This is a genomic window from Actinoplanes sp. NPDC051470, assembly GCF_040682035.1.
In the GTDB taxonomy this organism is placed as follows: Bacteria; Actinomycetota; Actinomycetes; order Mycobacteriales; family Micromonosporaceae; genus Actinoplanes.
In genome coordinates this window covers 241,698-256,575 of record NZ_JBFBAA010000008.1, presented here as the reverse complement: position 1 = coordinate 256,575, position 14,878 = coordinate 241,698, and the positions used below count along the sequence as shown (strand labels likewise).

Here is a 14,878-nt window from a genome sequence, read left to right as displayed (position 1 = left end):
CGAGCAGACGCAGAATGATGCGCGCGTATATGGCGTCAGGTCTTCGGCCAGCCGCGCGAGGAGCTTCCCACGACGCCGCCGTCGATCTGGGGCGTGAGCTGCTGCTGCGCCTCTCGGCTGGCCGGTTTGAACGGTCCGTTGTGCTGCGCGTCCCCGGTTGTCATGTGCGTCTCGTGGGCTGGGGTGCGGCGATCTGAATGAGCGGCGCGGGCTCGTGTCAGATGATCTTGTGCATGACGTGTTTGACGCGGGTGTATTCCTCGAGCGCGTACGTCGACAGGTCTTTGCCGTAGCCCGAACGTTTGAACCCGCCGTGTGGCATCTCCGTGGGGAACATGAGATGGGTGTTGACCCACACGCATCCGAAGTCGAGGTCGGCGCTCAGCCGCATCGCGGTTGAGTGGTCGGTCGTCCACACCGACGATGCGAGGCCCTGCACCACGGAATTGGCCAGTTTCACCGCCTCCGCCTCATCGGTGAAGCGTTGCACGGTGATCACCGGTCCGAAGATCTCCTCGGTGCTGACGCGGTCGTCACCGTGGACGTCGGCGATGATGGTGGGCGCGAAGAAGTAGCCGGCCGTGCCGACCCGATGGCCGCCGGTGACCACGCGTGCGTGATCCGGCAGGGTGTTGACGAAGCGGCTGACCCGTTCGAGTTGAGCGGCGTTGTTCAGCGGTCCGTACATCGCGGTCTCGTCGTCGGGGCCGCCGGTGTGCACCGCGCCCACCGCGGTTTCCAGCGCCGCCAGGAACTCGTCGTGGATCTCCGCGGCGACCAGCACGCGGGAGGCCGCGGTGCAGTCCTGTCCGGCGTTGCTCAGCGCACCGGTCACGATGCCGGTGACCGCCGCGTCCAGGTCGGCGTCGGCGCACACCACGACCGGTGTCTTGCCGCCCAGTTCCGCCTGCACACGTTTCAGGGTCGCCGCCGCGGAGGTCGCCACGTCGATGCCGGTGGCGATCGATCCGGTCAGCCCGACCGCGGCGGGAGCCGGGTGTGCGACCAGCAGCCGGCCGGTCTCCGGGCCGCCGCAGACGACGTTCAGCACGCCGGGCGGAAGGATCTCGGCCGCGATCTCGGCGAACAGCAGAGCCGTCGCCGGGGTGGTCTCGGCCGGTTTGAGGACCACCGTGTTGCCCGCCGCGAGGGCCGGCGCCGACTTGAGCGCCGCCATCATCATCGGATAGTTCCACGGAGCGAGCAGGACACAGACGCCCAGCGGCTCACGCCGGACGTAGGACGTGTGGTCGGCGACGTACTCGCCGGCGCCCAGGCCCGGCAGCAGGCGCGCCGCGCCGGCGAAGAAGCGCAGCTGGTCACCGGCGAGCGGGATCTCGTTGGCGGCGGCGCGGCTGCCGGTCTGCCGGAGTTCCGCCTCGGTCAGCTCGGGCAGGCGGGCCTGCAGGGCATCGGCCAGCCGGAGCAACAAGGCCTGGCGCTCGGCCGGCGTGGTGGCCCGCCAGCCGTCGAAGGCCCTGGCCGCACTGCGCATGGCCGCGTCGACCTCGGCGCCGTTCGACGCGGGCGCGGTCGCCCAAACCTTGCCGGTGACCGGATCGAGCAGCTCGGCGCGCTCACTGTTGTCCGCCGTGGACGGCTTGCCGTCGATGAAGTTGGCCAGGCGTCTCATGAGGTCACCCGCAGACTTTGGAAGCCGTGGAAGCCGAGATTGTTGTTCCAGTCCAACGTCTGCGGCGCAACGCGCAGATGCGGAAAGCGCTGATACAGGTTGACCATCGCGATCCGGGTGGTCTGGCGCACCAGGGGATCGCCGAAGCACAGGTGCCGGCCCGCCCCGAACGTCAGGTGCCGGTTCGGCGCGGGCCGGCGCAGCCGCAACAGGTCGGGCTCGGTGAACACCGTGTCGTCGCGGTTCGCCGAGGCGACGTAGAGCAGCAGCGGCCGGTCGGCCTTGATGTGGCAGGTGACTCCGTGGCTGTCGACGTGATCGAAGTCTTCGCGGGCGACCCGGCCGACGAACTGCACCGGCGTGCAGAAGCGCAGCAGTTCCTCGACCGCGTCGTCGACCGTGTCCGTTCTCAGCAGCAGCTCTCGCTCCTGCTCGGGCCGCTGGTCCAGGGCATGGGTGCTGTTGCCGATCAGGTAACGGATGGAGGCCGTCCCGGCGAAGAGCAGGAGGGTGGCCTGGGCGACGACGTCGGCGTCGCCGAAGCGGTGACCGTGCACCTCGGTGGTACGCAGGGTGTGCAGCAGGCCGCCGGAGCGCACCGATCCGGCCACGATCGGCGGTGACGACAGGAACTCGACCAGTTCCTTTGTGCTCTGTCGGGTGCGGAGCACATGCTCAGCCGTGACGTGGGTCGAGCCGAACAGGTGCGCGATGTCATCGGTCCACCGGGTGAGCGCGGGATGAGCATCGACCGGCACCCCGAGGACGTCGGCGATCACCATGGCCGACAGCGGGAAGGCGAAGTCGCTCATCAGGTCGAACCCGCTCGGGTCGACCGCGTCCAGCAGCCGGTCGACGATCGCCTGGATACGCGGCTCGAGCACGTCGTCACCGAAGGGCAGATAGCTGCGGTTGGCCTGCCGGCGCAGTGTGGTGTGGCTGGCGCCGTCGTGGAAGGCCAGCCACCGTTCGAAGACGCTCACCATGTCACCGGCGGCGTCGCGCTGGTCCGCCGGCAGGAACCGCAGCGGCACCGCGGCTCTCGCGTTCGACAGCCGTTCGTCGGTCATCAGCGCGATTGTGTCGGCGTAGCTGAAGAACAGCCATGCTCCGCCGAAGATCCTCCCTGAGTGGAACGAGGGGGACTCGGCCCGCATCCGCGCGTAGAACGGGAAGGGGTCAGGGATGTACCTGGCCTCGTTGTGCGTGAACTCGTCGGCGTTCAGCAGATCGGATCCCACCTTTCACTCCCTCATGAACAGCGCCGTCGCCGGCTCACGGACAGACGTAGCGAGGTGGGGCGGCCCGCGACAAGCAGCTGGCGGGAGCACATCAAGCGAGATGGCCGCTGAATCGGCGGACACGCTGCCACCTAGCAGGGTGCCTGCCAATCAGAGGTCGGCTCCATGACAGTATGTAACCAGAGAATAGCCGAGAGTCAATCCAAACAGGATGAACAGCAGTTCACGTGGGAAGCCGACCAGGCGTGTGCCGCACGGGCAGCAGACCGGGAGGCCTGCGCTTCGCGCGGGCCTCCCGTGCTTGAAGCACGCAGCGACGATCAGCCGACGCCCTGCTCGGCGTTGCGCAGAACCGTGACCCCCTCGGCGAACTTGGCCCACTGCGCGTCGGTCCAGCCGAGCGACGCCGGCCCCTGAGCGACGACGTGGTGGCCCTTCGAGTCGGGGAACGACACGCTCACGGTCGACGTGCGGTCGACCTTCGTCGGCCGTGAGATCGACCCATCTTGACCGTTGACGGTGACCTTGCTGCTCGTCCGGGCGAGGTCAGAGCCTTCCATGCCCCAGGCCTTGAGGTCTTCCTCGGTGATCGGGCGGTCGTCGGGCGCCGCGTCCTTGGATTCCAGCATGACCGCGATCTTGCCGACCCATTCGTTGACGTCCTGGTTCTTGAAGCCCTTGGGCGCGAGCGTCAACACGGTGTTGCTGCCGCCTTGAATCTCCCAGCCTTCGGGCACCGACTTCACCGTGTAGCCGGGCACCTGCTTGCCCGTGTAGGCGACCAGCTCGATGGCCGGCAGCTGACTCCGTGGGGAGGCGCCCTTGGGCGTGGAGGCGGGGGCGGTCGCGGCCCGCGGGGGAGCCGGTTCGGTCGATCCGTTCGTGACCACGACACCGGTCGCGGCGGCGACCACGGCCAGCCCGGCGGCGCCCGCCCAGGCGCGGGTCATCCGCCGCTTGTGCAGGCGGCGGCGTCCCCGAGAAAGGTCGGCGGCCGGGTCGACCGCCTCGTTCTCGATCGGCACCGCGCTGTCCAGGAGCACCTTGATCTCATTCATGGGTTCGTCCTCTCGATCCGTTGGCCGCCCGTCGCGTGTGACGGCGCGGGAAGGAGGAGGCGCAGCTTCGCCATCCCCTTGGCCGCCTGACTCTTGACCGTGCCCTGGCTGCAGCCGAGCATCCGGGCGGTTTCCTCGATGCTGAGATCCAGCCAGTAGCGCAGGACCACGACGGCCCGCATCTGTTTGGGCAACGCCGCCAAGGCTGTCCGCACCTGTTGCCCGACCGGGCCGAATCGACCGTGGTCCAAGCCCGCGATCCCGTCCGGGCCCTCGTGGGCGGGCATTTCCGGAAGATCGGGCGTCGACCGTTCTCGGCGCCACCACGGGCGTCGAGATTCGTCGATGTGGCTGTTCAGAACCGTGCGTCTGGTGTACGCCAGGACCGTTTCCGGCCGGTCCAGTTTCGGCCAAGCCACGTACAGCTTGGACAGGGCGGTCTGCACCAGGTCCTCGGCCCGGTGGTGGTCCCCTGCCGTCAGCAGGCCGGCGAACTTGAGCAGCGACGTTCGATTGACACGGACGAACGTCACGAACTCGTCGTCACGAGTGGGACGCGGCATGTAGGTACCTCCTTCACCTCCTCTACGAGCCGGCCATCCTCCGGGGTTGCCGCCGAGCCTTCCGCAGGCGGGTGATGTCGGCCATGAACAACCTGATCGATGCCGTACGGCCGCGGTGCCGGTTCGCCCGGCTCAGTTCTGGCTGTCGAACGGAACGTCGGCCCAGACGATCTTGCCGTCGGGGCTGGTGCGGCTGCCCCACTCGCGGCTGATCGCGGCGACCATCAGCAGCCCCCGGCCGCGGACCCGGCGGGCGTCGGGGCCGTGGATCCGCGGTGTCTCGGTGCTGCGGTCGGCGACCTCGATGCGCAGGGCGCCGTCGTTGCGGCGCATGGTCAGCTCGCCGCCGTCGCCGGTGTGCTGCACGACGTTCTGGACCAGCTCGGTGATGACCAGCAGGACGTCGTCGACCAGCTCGGGGCTCTGGTGCGGGCCGAGGGCCTGCCGGGCCTGGTGGCGCAGGGCCGCGCAATCCGCGCCGTGGGAGAACGACAAGCGGAGCGGGTCCATGAAGGGATGTTTACCCTTTCGGGCACCCCGTACGCCACTCCGTACCCGAGCGGAACTCACGTTGGCCAGATCCGGGCCGTGCCAGGCTGGACGTGCCGTTCAGGGGACTGGGCTGCGACACCTCATCCTTTCGGCTGGCGGCAGGTGAGCTGAACGGTTAACTTGGGCACAGGCAATGGTTGTCGTCTGGCAAAGGAGTGACCCGGGGTGCGAGGTTCGGTTGTCTCCGAGACCGCGGTCGATCTGATCGACGAGTTCTCGCGCACGGCGGTCGATGATCCGGCCCGGCGGGGCCGGCGTGAGCGGGCGATCGAGGCGTGGCTGCCGCTGGCCCAACATCTGGCCCGCCGCTACCACGGCCGGGGTGAGCCGCTGGGCGATCTCGTCCAGGTCGCCACGGTGGGGTTGATCAAGGCGGTCGATCGGTTCGAGCCGGAACGCGGCATGGATTTCGGCGCGTTCGCCGTGCCTACCGTGCTCGGCGAGATCAAACGGCACTTCCGCGACCGTACGTGGATGATCCGGGTCCCGCGGCGGCTCCAGGAGCTGCGGCTCGACATCACGGCGGCGACCAACGAACTCACCCACACGCTGGACCGGTCACCCACGGTCGCCGACATCGCCGCGCATCTGAAGGTCACCGAGGACGAGGTGATCGAGGGTCTGGAAGGCGCGCGGGCCTACGCCGCCACCAGCCTGTCGGCGCCGGCCGGTGAGGACGGCAGCGCCGAGCTCGCCGACACCCTGGGCGCGGTCGACGACGGTTTCGAGCTGGCCGAGCTGCGGGTCGCGCTCGGCCCGGCGATGACCATTCTCGACGAGCGGGAGCGGCGCATCCTGGCCATGCGCTTCTACGGCAACCAGACCCAGCAGGAGATCGCCGGCCAGATCGGCATCTCGCAGATGCACGTGTCCCGTCTGATCAGCTGGGCCCTGGCCAAACTGCGCACCCAGCTGGAGTCCTGATCGATCCCGACGAACTGCACCACATCGACGTCGCCGTCCACGGCCGGACCGCCGCCGTCACCCTGACCGGCGAGTTCGACCTGTCGAACTGCGCCACCCTGCGCGACGCACTGACCGACGCCCTGCTGTCCCCGGACACCCGCAAGGTCGTCATCGACATGGCCGGCGTCGCGTTCGTCGACTCCACCACGCTGTCCGCGCTGGTCGAGGCCTACCGGATAGCGCAAGCACAGGGCAAGGCGGTCGCCATCACCACGGCGAGCCCCCGGGCCGACCGCATCCTGCGCATGACCGGCCTGCTCGACCTGTTCACCGAGCAGCCCGACACCCGCAGCGTGATCTGAACGGGTCCGGGGTCACTCCCACCGGACTTCGCCCAGCATGGACCGGGCCGTCTCCAGCGGCAGCGGCTCGGGCATGGGGTGCCGTTCGCCGACGGCGCGCAGCGCGGACCGGAACCGGAAGAAGGTCATCGGGTCGTTCGGGTACCGCTCCGGTGCGACTCCGGCGAACGAGCCCGACTGACGGGCCCGGCCGAGGACCTTGCGCCACTGGTCGATGCCGGCCATGCCGGCCGAGGTGACGCCGTGGCAGAACAGGCCCAGGTGCAGATGGTCGTACGGCTCGGCCCGGTCCAGGTAGGCGTTGAGCAGGTCCAGGGACGGCTCGACGGGGAAGACGCTCCAGTACGGGACGGCGCCGGTCCGCAGCGTCCACCACGGGTCGAGCAGCATGAACGAGTCGATCACCAGCCGGTCCGCGGGCATCCGCCGCTGCCGGTACCACCGGCGGTAGAGCTCGGCGACCGGCGCGCTGAGGTCCTCGGGGCCGTCGAAGGTCAGCCGCTCGACGCGGTAGCCGTGGCGGGCCGCGAAGGCCGTGACGTCGTCGCGCAGCGCCGGCTCGAATCCCCACTCCGCCTCGGGCGCCTCCTCGTCGGCCTCGGGCGCCGCCCAGCCGTCGGCCGCAACGCCGTGGCTGTGCAGGTAGCGGGCGACCCGGTCGCTGCCGGTGCGGTACTCGCCGGCCGGGATGCCACCGGTCGCGCCGAACTGGAACAGGTGCCGTTCGCCGATCCGGGTGACCGGCCACCGCTGGTGACACTCGTCGACGACGATCGTGCCGCCGGGTTCGAGATGCTCGGTGAGGAACCGTTCGTAGGCGGCGCCCAGCCGGGTGCGCTTGACCCGGAAGTACGCCATCCGGCGCAGCGTCAGCCGGTCCTGGTTCGGGTCGTGCATGTGATGCAGCACCAGGTCGGGGTTGCGGTCGAGCAGCGCCCGGGCGGTGCGGTCGAAGGCGTGTGCCGCGCGTCGCGGTTCGTCCGGCGAGATCGCTCTCTGGCGTACGGGAATGAGCAAGGTCTGTGGCAACCACGGCACACCCATGGCCGCGCAGAGATGCACCAGCGCCCCGCCCGACGAGCCGATCACCACCGCCGGATAGCGCCGCCGCGGGTAGAGCGCGGTGAGGCCTGCGCTGACCTGGTCGAAGTCGAGTGCGGCGATCTCTTCCTCGGGCCGGCCCTCGGAGCCGGAGAACACGCTGTAGATGTTCTGCCGGGCGCGGCGGGGCAGCCGCGCGACCACCGCGGCGACCGGGCGCAGCGCGGCCATCGCCGGGTTACCCAGCGGCGGCACGTCGCGGCCGTGCAGGAATCGGGCCAGCGCCACGACCATGCCGGACGCCGAGTCGAAGCCGGCTATCTCACGGGGCAGTTTCATGGCACCTCCACCGAGGTTCATGCCCGCAGCGCGAGGGTACGAACCACCCGTGATCACCTCGTATCACGACAGCCCCCTGGGGCTGATGCGCAGCCGGTCGGCCGGTGAGCCCCGCGCCGACATCCCCGAGATCGTCGTCGTGCAGGGCATGGCGGTGGCCGGCTACCTGCTCCCCGGCGTCCGCGCCCTCGGCGAGTGGACCCGCGCCCACCTGCTCGAACTACCCGGCCTGGCCGGCAGCGGCGAACCACCGCACGAACTGTCCATCCCCGAGTACGGGCAGGCGGTCGCGGCCTGGCTCACCGCCACCCGCACCCGGCCGGTCCTGCTGGCCGGGCACTCCAGCGGCACCCAGGTCGCCGCCGAGGCCGCCCCCGGCCACCCGCTCGTCGCCGGTCTGATGCTGGCCAGCCCCACGGTCGACCCCGCCGTACGCCCGTTACCCCGGTTGGCCCTGCGCTTCGTGCAGGAAGGCCGCCTGGAGCCGCCCGGGATGACCCGCTCGCACCTGCCGGAGTGGCGGCGCGCCGGGATCCGCCGGCTGGCCCATCTGGTCCGCGCCAGCCTGCGCAACGACATCGAGGCCAGCCTGCGCCGGCTCACCGTCCCGCTGCTCGTGCTGCGCGGCGCCGACGACCTGCTCAGTACCCCGCAGTGGGCGCGCCGCCTGGTCGCCACCGCCCCCGAGGGCCGGTACGCCGAACTACCCGGCGCCCACGGTTTCCCCTTCCTCGACCCGCACGCCTGGTCGAAGCCGGCCCAGCAGTTCGCCCGCACCCTCTGACGCCGCAGGCCGGCGCCCGAACCATCGACCAAGGTTGGCGCCCCGTCGACCGATGGCTCTCGGATGTGACGAAAGTGACGCGGAGACTGAGCCGATGGGCATCACGAGAGCACGATTCCTGACCGCGGCCGGCGCGGTGGTGGCCGCGCCCCTGGTGGGTGCGGCGCCCGCGGCCGCGAGGCCACGAAAGATCCACCCCGGCGTCTGTTACTCCGTCGGCGACGGGTGGGACGCCCGCCGGATGCGCGCCGACGTCCGGGCCATCGCCCGTGACCTGCACGCCGACTCCATCTCGGTCTACGGCACCGGCCCGGAGCGGCTGGCCGCCACCGCGGAGGAGGCGGCCGAGCGGGGACTCCGCGTCTGGGTGCAGCCGCGGATGGCCGACGTGCCGCCCGGCGAGATCCTCGACCACATCGTCGAGACGGGCCGGGCGGCCGAACGGCTGCGCCGCCGGCACCCGGCCACGATCTTCAGCGTGGGCTGCGAGTTCGTGCTGTTCGTCCCCGGCATCGTGCCGGGCGCGGACCCGGTCGAGCGGGTCCGCAACCTGCTCGCCGGGAACTTCGACCCGGTGGTGATGACGCGGCGGCTGACCGCGTTCACCGCGCGGGCCGCCCGGGCCGGCCGGTCGGTGTTCCGGGGCACGCTGACCTACGGCGCGGCGTACGACGAAGACGTGGACTGGTCGTTGTTCGACCTGGTCAGCGCCAACTACTACGGCGACCGGCCGGCCCGCGACCTGGCGCCGCTGCAGCAGCTCGGCAAGCCGGTGGCGGTCACCGAATTCGGCTGCTGCACGTATGTGGGGGCGGAAGCCGACGGCGGCCTGGGCTGGGACGTGGTCGACTACACGAAGGATCCGCCGGAGATCAAGGGCGGCCTGGTCCGCAGCGAACGCACCCAGGCCCGGTACATCGTCGAGCGGTTCCGGGACTTCGCCGCGATGGGCCTGCACTCGGCGATCGTCTACGAGTTCGTCTCGCCGGACGCGCCGCACCACCCGGATCCGCTCTACGACCTGGACATCGCCAGCTACAGCATCACCAGGACGGTCGGCGACCGGTGGGAGCCGAAGCTGGCGTTCCGGGCGATGTCGTCGTGGATCAGGGCGTAGGGCGGGCCTCGACACCGCTCATCCGGCCCACCAGGATGGACCGGAGGCGCTATGCGTATCGCCGCGTACAACGTGGAGAACCTGTTCAACCGGGCCCGCGCCCTCGACCAGGGCACCTGGGCGGCCGGGCGGCCGGTGCTGGAGGCGTACCAGAAGATCTGCGTCCTGCTCGAGGAACCCGCCTACACCGACCCGATCAAGCACGAGATCCTGCGTGAGCTGCGCAAGCTGGGGCTTCTTCGCGGCGACACGGCGAAGTTCGCGCGGCTGCGGCAGAACCGTGGGCGGCTGCTGCGCCGGTCCCGGGACGGCAAGATCATGGTGATCGCCGAGGGCCGCGCGTCGTGGATCGGCTGGGTGGAGCTGACCACCGATCGGGTCGACGAACTCGCCCTGGCCAACACCGCGCGGGTGCTGGCCGACGTCGGCGGCGACATCGTCGGGGTGATCGAGGCGGAGAGCCGCATCGCCCTCAAGCGCTTCGCCGACGCCGGGCTGCTCGACCGGGGCAAGGCGCGCTACCCGCACGTCATGGTCGTGGACGGCAACGACGAGCGCGGCATCGACGTCGGTGTGCTGTCCGGCCCCGGCTACCCGCTGATCCGGCAGGTCAGCCACGTCGACGACACCGACGAGCGCGGCCGGGTGTTCAGCCGCGACTGCGCCGAGTTCCTCTTCCGGACCCCGCGGGACGTGCCCGTGGCCATCCTGGTCAACCACTTCAAGAGCAAGGGGTACGGCGGGAAGCTCGCCTCCGACGCGATCCGCCGCCGCCAGGCCACCCGGGTCGCCGAGATCTACCGCGACCTGGTCGCTGACGGCATCGAGCACGTGGCCGTGGTCGGCGACCTGAACGACACCCCCGACAGCGAGCCGCTCGCACCCCTGCTCACCGGCACCGACCTGCGCGACATCAGCACCCACCCGCGCTTCGACGACAACGGCCGCCCCGGCACGTACGGCTACTGCACGGCCCGCAACAAACTCGACTACGTCCTGCTCAGCCCGCCGATGTTCGGCGCCGCCACCGGTGGCGGCATCTTCCGCCGCGGCGTCTGGGGCGGCCGGCGCGGCACCCTGTGGCCGATCTACGACACGATGACGGCCGCCGTCCACGCCGGTTCCGACCACGCCGCCATCTACGCCGACATCGCGCTCTGATCAGGTGGCACGTTTCCGGGATTCGCGCTGATCACGGTTCGGCCACGCTGTTGGCATGTCTTACGCATACCCCCAGCCCGTGTTCATGCAGCCGGAGCCCCCGATGCGCCGCAGTGCCCCGGTGAGCGTCCACTTCATCGCGATCCTGTACTACCTGGGCGGCACGATCTATCTGCTCGCCGCGGCCGGCGCCGGCCTGGTGGCCTACACCGGGACCTGGGACGACCGGATCCGGATCAACCCGGACGACCGGCTCTACGCGACCATCGCCGCGGTGGCCGTGCTGGCCGTCATCGGCCTGATCACCATGTGGTTCGGCCGCCGGCTCCAGCTCGGCCGCAACTGGGCCCGCATCCTGCTGAACATGTTCCTGCTGCTGAGCGTGGCCGCGATCGGTTACGCCACCTGGGTGGCGCAGGACCCGACGGCGCTGATCGCCCTGATCCAGCCGGCCTTCTTCCTGCTGCTGCTGAACACCCGCGCGGCCCGGTCCTGGTTCAAGCACCACACCTGGTGATCACGTTTCCGAAAAGCGATCTGCCAATACAAACAACGGCAACACCTTGACCGTCATCAATGCGTACGCCGACCATCGCAGGCATGGCAGTCACCCGGAAAATCACCGTTGTCGTGGTCGCCCTGGTCGTTCTCATCACCACCGGGGCCGCGGCTTATCCGAATCCCGGACGCGTCACCGGCGACGTCGGGGTGCACGACCCGACCGCCGTCAAACGACCCGACGGCGTCTACCTGGTGGCGCACACCGGCGACAACATCGCCCTCAAGACCTCGACCGACCGCACCGCCTTCCGCACCGCCGGCCAGGCCTTCCCGAACGGCGCGCCGTGGACGACGAGCTACACCGGCGGCAGCCGCAACCTGTGGGCGCCCGACCTGTCCTACCAGGGCGGCCGATACCTGATGTACTACTCGGCCTCGACCTTCGGCTCCAACCGGTCCGCCATCTTCCTGGCCACCAGCAGCACCGGCGCGGCCGGCTCCTGGACCGACCAGGGCCTGGTCATCGAGTCCCGGACCAGCGACAACTTCAACGCGATCGACCCGAACCTGGTCGTCGACGCCAACGGGCACTGGTGGCTGAGCTTCGGCTCGTTCTGGTCGGGCATCAAGCTGATCGCGCTCGATCCGGCCACCGGCAAGCGGTCGGACAGCACCGTCCGGGCCATCGCCGGCCGCAACGGAGGCGCGATCGAGGCGCCGGTCATCGTCCGGCGGGGCGGCTACTACTACCTCTGGGTGTCGTTCGACCTGTGCTGCCGCGGCGCCTCCAGCACGTACCGGGTCATGGTCGGGCGCTCGGCGAGCATCACCGGGCCGTACGTCGACCGCAACGGCGTCGCGATGACCTCGGGCGGCGGCACCGAGATGTTGGCCGGTCACGGGAGCATCCACGGGCCCGGGCATCAGGCGCTGCTGGCCGACTCGGACGCCGACGCGCTGTTCTACCACTACTACGCCGACAATGGGACTTCCTTGCTCGGCATCAATCTCGTCGGATATGAGAACGGGTGGCCGTTCGTTTATTAGATCGTTCATCAAATCAAGATCAAGTTCAGGTCGTAGCCGGGTGGGTGGTGCTGACCGTCGCTCCCGCCGAGGGTCGCTGCGCTCCACGTGCGTGAGTGGTCACCCTTTTCACATTCAATTCTCCGGCGGTCCCGGCCGTAGTCCTCATCGGACGCCGGCCACATCGGGAGTCCTATGTGAACAGAGGTTCGCGACGGCGGGGTCGGGCGACGGCCCGGGTGCCGCTGCCGGGCGTCACGGTCACCTGGCGGAGCTGCTGGGACTCGGGCCGGGGGTCGGGCGCGGCCAGGTCGGTGGAGGCGGCGACCCGGGAGATGACCGTACGCATGGTCAGCATCGCCAGCCGGGCCCCGACGCAATAGCGGGCGCCGTGCCCGAACGGCAGCCAGGCGCGCATGGCGGGGCCGGCCTCGTCGCCCAGGAACCGGTCCGGGCGGAAGGCGGCCGGGTCCGGGAAGACCGCCGGGTCCTGGTGGATGAGCCGGATCATCGGGAGGACGGAACAGCCGGCCGGGATCTCGTACCCCAGGATCTCCATCGGCGCGACCAGCCGGCGGTGACCGGTGAGCGCAACCGGCCGGATCCTCAGGGTCTCGCGGACCACCGCCTGCAGGAACTCCTCGTCCTCGGGCTCGTCGCGCAGCCGTTCCCAGACCCGCGGCGTGCGCAGCAGCCGCTCGAACGCCCAGGCCAGCCCCGCCGCGGTGGTCTCGTGGCCGGCGAGCAGCAGGGTGACCATCTCGTCGCGAACCGCCTGGTCGTCCTCCTCTTCACCGACCAGGCGCGACAGCATGTCCCCGTCCCCGTCCCCGTCGCCGCTCCCGCTTCCTCTCTTGCTTCCGTGCTGCCGGCGCCCGTTTCCGCTCTCGCTTCCGTGCTGCCCGCGCGCGCCGCCGCTCTTGCTTCCGTGCTGCCGGCGTCGGTCGGTGATCTCGGCGAACAGCACCTCGTCCAGCCGTTCGCGGAGGTCGGTGAAGCCGTTCGCGGTGAGCATCCGATCGCGTACCCGCGGGGGCATCACCAGCGCCGCCAGTGACAGCCGGTCGAGCATCCGTGGCGCGAGCACGCGCAACCGGCCCCGCCGCTCGGGCAGGCGGGCGCCCCACACCAGCCGGACGATCACCTCGAGCGCGATCCGCTGCATCGCCCGGTGCAGCGGAAACGCCCGATGCGCGGGCCACCCGGCGATCTCCCGGTCGGTGATCTCGGCGATGGTGTCCCGCCACGCCTCGATCGCCCGTCCCTGCAACGCCGGCGCGAGAAGCCGGTGGTGCCGTTCCCACGCCGGCCCGTCCATGGTGAACAGCGAATGCTCGCCGACGACCGACTCGAAGAGGCGCTTCCGCGGGCATCCGACCAGCCCCGCGCCGGTCGGGTCGGCGAACACCTGCCGCGCCGCCGCCACGTCGGCCACCACAACCTGCGGCGCCTCCGAGATCAGCCGGCGGGTGAAGATCGGGCCGTGGGCCCGGCGCAGCGTACGCACCGAACCGAGCGGGTCGCGGGCGGCGTGGACGCTCTGGACCAGGGCGGGCAGCCGGGATCCCGGTGGAAGCTGCGACATGGCGGCCCTCCCAGGTTCGGTTCCCCGAACTACGAGGTGCCCCCGATCGGGCCGGGCAAACGGGCCGGGGTCAGCCCGTCCGATGTTCCCCAGGCGCCCGAGCTGCCCGCTCGTCCGCTGCCGCCGCTCGCCCTGACTGCCGGGGCGACGCAGTAACAGGGACGCGACCGTTGTCCCCGTCTGGCCCTACCACCGTCGCGCGCCTGGCAACCCACCTCTGCCCCATGAACAGCGTGAGAGCGGGCACTCAGCGAGAGCACGCCGACGCGGGGGCAGAACCCAACCGGGTACGCACCGACGGCAACGCACCCCTACCGCGGTGGGACGGGTGGGTGTGCGGCCGAACGGTCGAGGTGGGCGCTGGTCGTCCGGACTAATCCGGCCGGCCGAGGCCGGGCACTTTGTCCGGGGCGGGGGCTCGGCGAACCCTACGGTCCACTTGTGCCCAGTTTTAGACGTATTCGCGAGGTTCTATCGCGGTATCTGGCGGCCGAGGTGGCCGGGACCGCGGCGGCCTTCGGCGCGATCTGGGCCGCCTATCGGTGGGGTGCCTCCCACTTCATCGCTGGGCAGTGCGGCAGCGTTGCGGAGACCTTCGGCTTCTACGGGGTCATTCTGGGTCTCGAGTGGCGCCGAGCCGGGCGGCCTACCCTCCGCTCGTTGCGGAGTCTTCTGGTCGAGTTCGGTCCGGCCGAGCTGATCGACACCTTCGTGACTCGTCCCTTACTTCTGGCTGCCGGGCCGGCCCTGTTCGACGACGTCTCCACGGGCGTGGTGGTCGGCAAGGTCGCCGCTGACGTGCTCTTCTACGCCTTTGTCATGCCCAGCCGGCGGCTCCACGACCGCCTCACCCGTCGGCCTGGCCCCGTTTCCTTCAGTGACCGTCCTGAGCCCGAAAGTGGCGAGACGGAGGTAGGTCCTCTCGGTTCCGGCGCTCGATGAACGATGGGGAGATGAACGAAGGGGAGATGAACGCCGAGGGCAGGTCGGACGACCCGCCCTTCGACTG

General features: G+C 70.3%; 16 protein-coding genes. 8 read left to right on the top strand and 8 right to left on the bottom strand.

Annotated elements, in window-relative coordinates:
* Positions 1–35 precede the first annotated feature (35 nt).
* From AB0M54_RS17280 to AB0M54_RS17255, 6 genes are all read right to left on the bottom strand, one after another.
* The gene (locus AB0M54_RS17280) at positions 36–164 is read right to left on the bottom strand and encodes a hypothetical protein (RefSeq protein ID WP_364472187.1); all 129 of its coding nucleotides are present in this window, start codon (positions 162–164) and stop codon (positions 36–38) included.
* A 53-nt stretch (positions 165–217) separates the two neighbouring features.
* On the bottom strand, positions 218–1,633 hold the full coding sequence (locus AB0M54_RS17275; protein ID WP_364472184.1) for an aminobutyraldehyde dehydrogenase: 1,416 nt from the start codon (positions 1,631–1,633) through the stop codon (positions 218–220).
* Positions 1,630–2,874, bottom strand: a complete 1,245-nt coding sequence (locus tag AB0M54_RS17270) for a cytochrome P450 (RefSeq protein WP_364330692.1) — start codon at positions 2,872–2,874, stop codon at positions 1,630–1,632. Before AB0M54_RS17270 ends, AB0M54_RS17275 begins: the two co-directional genes overlap by 4 nt.
* Positions 2,875–3,194: 320 nt before the next feature.
* Positions 3,195–3,932, bottom strand: a complete 738-nt coding sequence (locus tag AB0M54_RS17265; protein ID WP_364330695.1) for a hypothetical protein — start codon at positions 3,930–3,932, stop codon at positions 3,195–3,197.
* Complete coding sequence (locus AB0M54_RS17260) at positions 3,929–4,495, bottom strand: SigE family RNA polymerase sigma factor (RefSeq protein WP_364330698.1); 567 nt, start codon at positions 4,493–4,495, stop codon at positions 3,929–3,931. Before AB0M54_RS17260 ends, AB0M54_RS17265 begins: the two co-directional genes overlap by 4 nt.
* A gap of 132 nt (positions 4,496–4,627) precedes the next feature.
* Positions 4,628–5,005 carry an ATP-binding protein gene (locus AB0M54_RS17255; protein ID WP_364330701.1) on the bottom strand — a complete coding sequence of 126 codons (378 nt, stop codon included), beginning with the start codon at positions 5,003–5,005 and terminating at the stop codon, positions 4,628–4,630.
* 243 nt (positions 5,006–5,248) lie between these two features.
* Between AB0M54_RS17255 and AB0M54_RS17250 the strand changes: the two genes are divergently transcribed.
* A complete protein-coding gene (locus AB0M54_RS17250) occupies positions 5,249–5,971 on the top strand; it encodes a SigB/SigF/SigG family RNA polymerase sigma factor (protein WP_364472285.1) in 723 nt (240 codons plus the stop codon).
* Positions 5,932–6,315 carry an STAS domain-containing protein gene (locus AB0M54_RS17245; RefSeq protein ID WP_364472282.1) on the top strand — a complete coding sequence of 128 codons (384 nt, stop codon included), beginning with the start codon at positions 5,932–5,934 and terminating at the stop codon, positions 6,313–6,315. The genes AB0M54_RS17250 and AB0M54_RS17245 overlap by 40 nt, the downstream gene beginning before the upstream one ends.
* Positions 6,316–6,327: 12 nt before the next feature.
* On the opposite strand, the gene AB0M54_RS17240 is transcribed toward AB0M54_RS17245, so the two are convergent.
* On the bottom strand, positions 6,328–7,695 hold the full coding sequence (locus AB0M54_RS17240; protein ID WP_364330703.1) for a hypothetical protein: 1,368 nt from the start codon (positions 7,693–7,695) through the stop codon (positions 6,328–6,330).
* A 49-nt stretch (positions 7,696–7,744) separates the two neighbouring features.
* Between AB0M54_RS17240 and AB0M54_RS17235 the strand changes: the two genes are divergently transcribed.
* The 5 genes from AB0M54_RS17235 to AB0M54_RS17215 all read left to right on the top strand — a co-directional run bounded on the left by AB0M54_RS17235 (position 7,745) and on the right by AB0M54_RS17215 (position 12,305).
* Complete coding sequence (locus AB0M54_RS17235) at positions 7,745–8,479, top strand: alpha/beta fold hydrolase (protein WP_364472181.1); 735 nt, start codon at positions 7,745–7,747, stop codon at positions 8,477–8,479.
* Between the two features lie 94 nt (positions 8,480–8,573).
* Entirely contained in the window at positions 8,574–9,596 is a 1,023-nt protein-coding gene (locus AB0M54_RS17230; RefSeq protein WP_364330708.1) for a hypothetical protein, read from the top strand.
* Between the two features lie 51 nt (positions 9,597–9,647).
* A complete protein-coding gene (locus AB0M54_RS17225) occupies positions 9,648–10,757 on the top strand; it encodes an endonuclease/exonuclease/phosphatase family protein (RefSeq protein ID WP_364472179.1) in 1,110 nt (369 codons plus the stop codon).
* A gap of 55 nt (positions 10,758–10,812) precedes the next feature.
* Positions 10,813–11,274 (top strand): hypothetical protein, encoded by a 462-nt coding sequence (locus AB0M54_RS17220; RefSeq protein WP_364330713.1) that lies wholly within the window; start codon positions 10,813–10,815, stop codon positions 11,272–11,274.
* Positions 11,275–11,357: 83 nt separating this feature from the next.
* On the top strand, positions 11,358–12,305 hold the full coding sequence (locus AB0M54_RS17215; protein ID WP_364472176.1) for an arabinan endo-1,5-alpha-L-arabinosidase: 948 nt from the start codon (positions 11,358–11,360) through the stop codon (positions 12,303–12,305).
* Between the two features lie 172 nt (positions 12,306–12,477).
* On the opposite strand, the gene AB0M54_RS17210 is transcribed toward AB0M54_RS17215, so the two are convergent.
* The gene (locus AB0M54_RS17210; protein ID WP_364472173.1) at positions 12,478–13,869 is read right to left on the bottom strand and encodes a cytochrome P450; all 1,392 of its coding nucleotides are present in this window, start codon (positions 13,867–13,869) and stop codon (positions 12,478–12,480) included.
* Between the two features lie 441 nt (positions 13,870–14,310).
* Between AB0M54_RS17210 and AB0M54_RS17205 the strand changes: the two genes are divergently transcribed.
* Entirely contained in the window at positions 14,311–14,811 is a 501-nt protein-coding gene (locus AB0M54_RS17205; RefSeq protein WP_364472170.1) for a hypothetical protein, read from the top strand.
* The last annotated feature ends 67 nt before the right edge of the window (positions 14,812–14,878 follow it).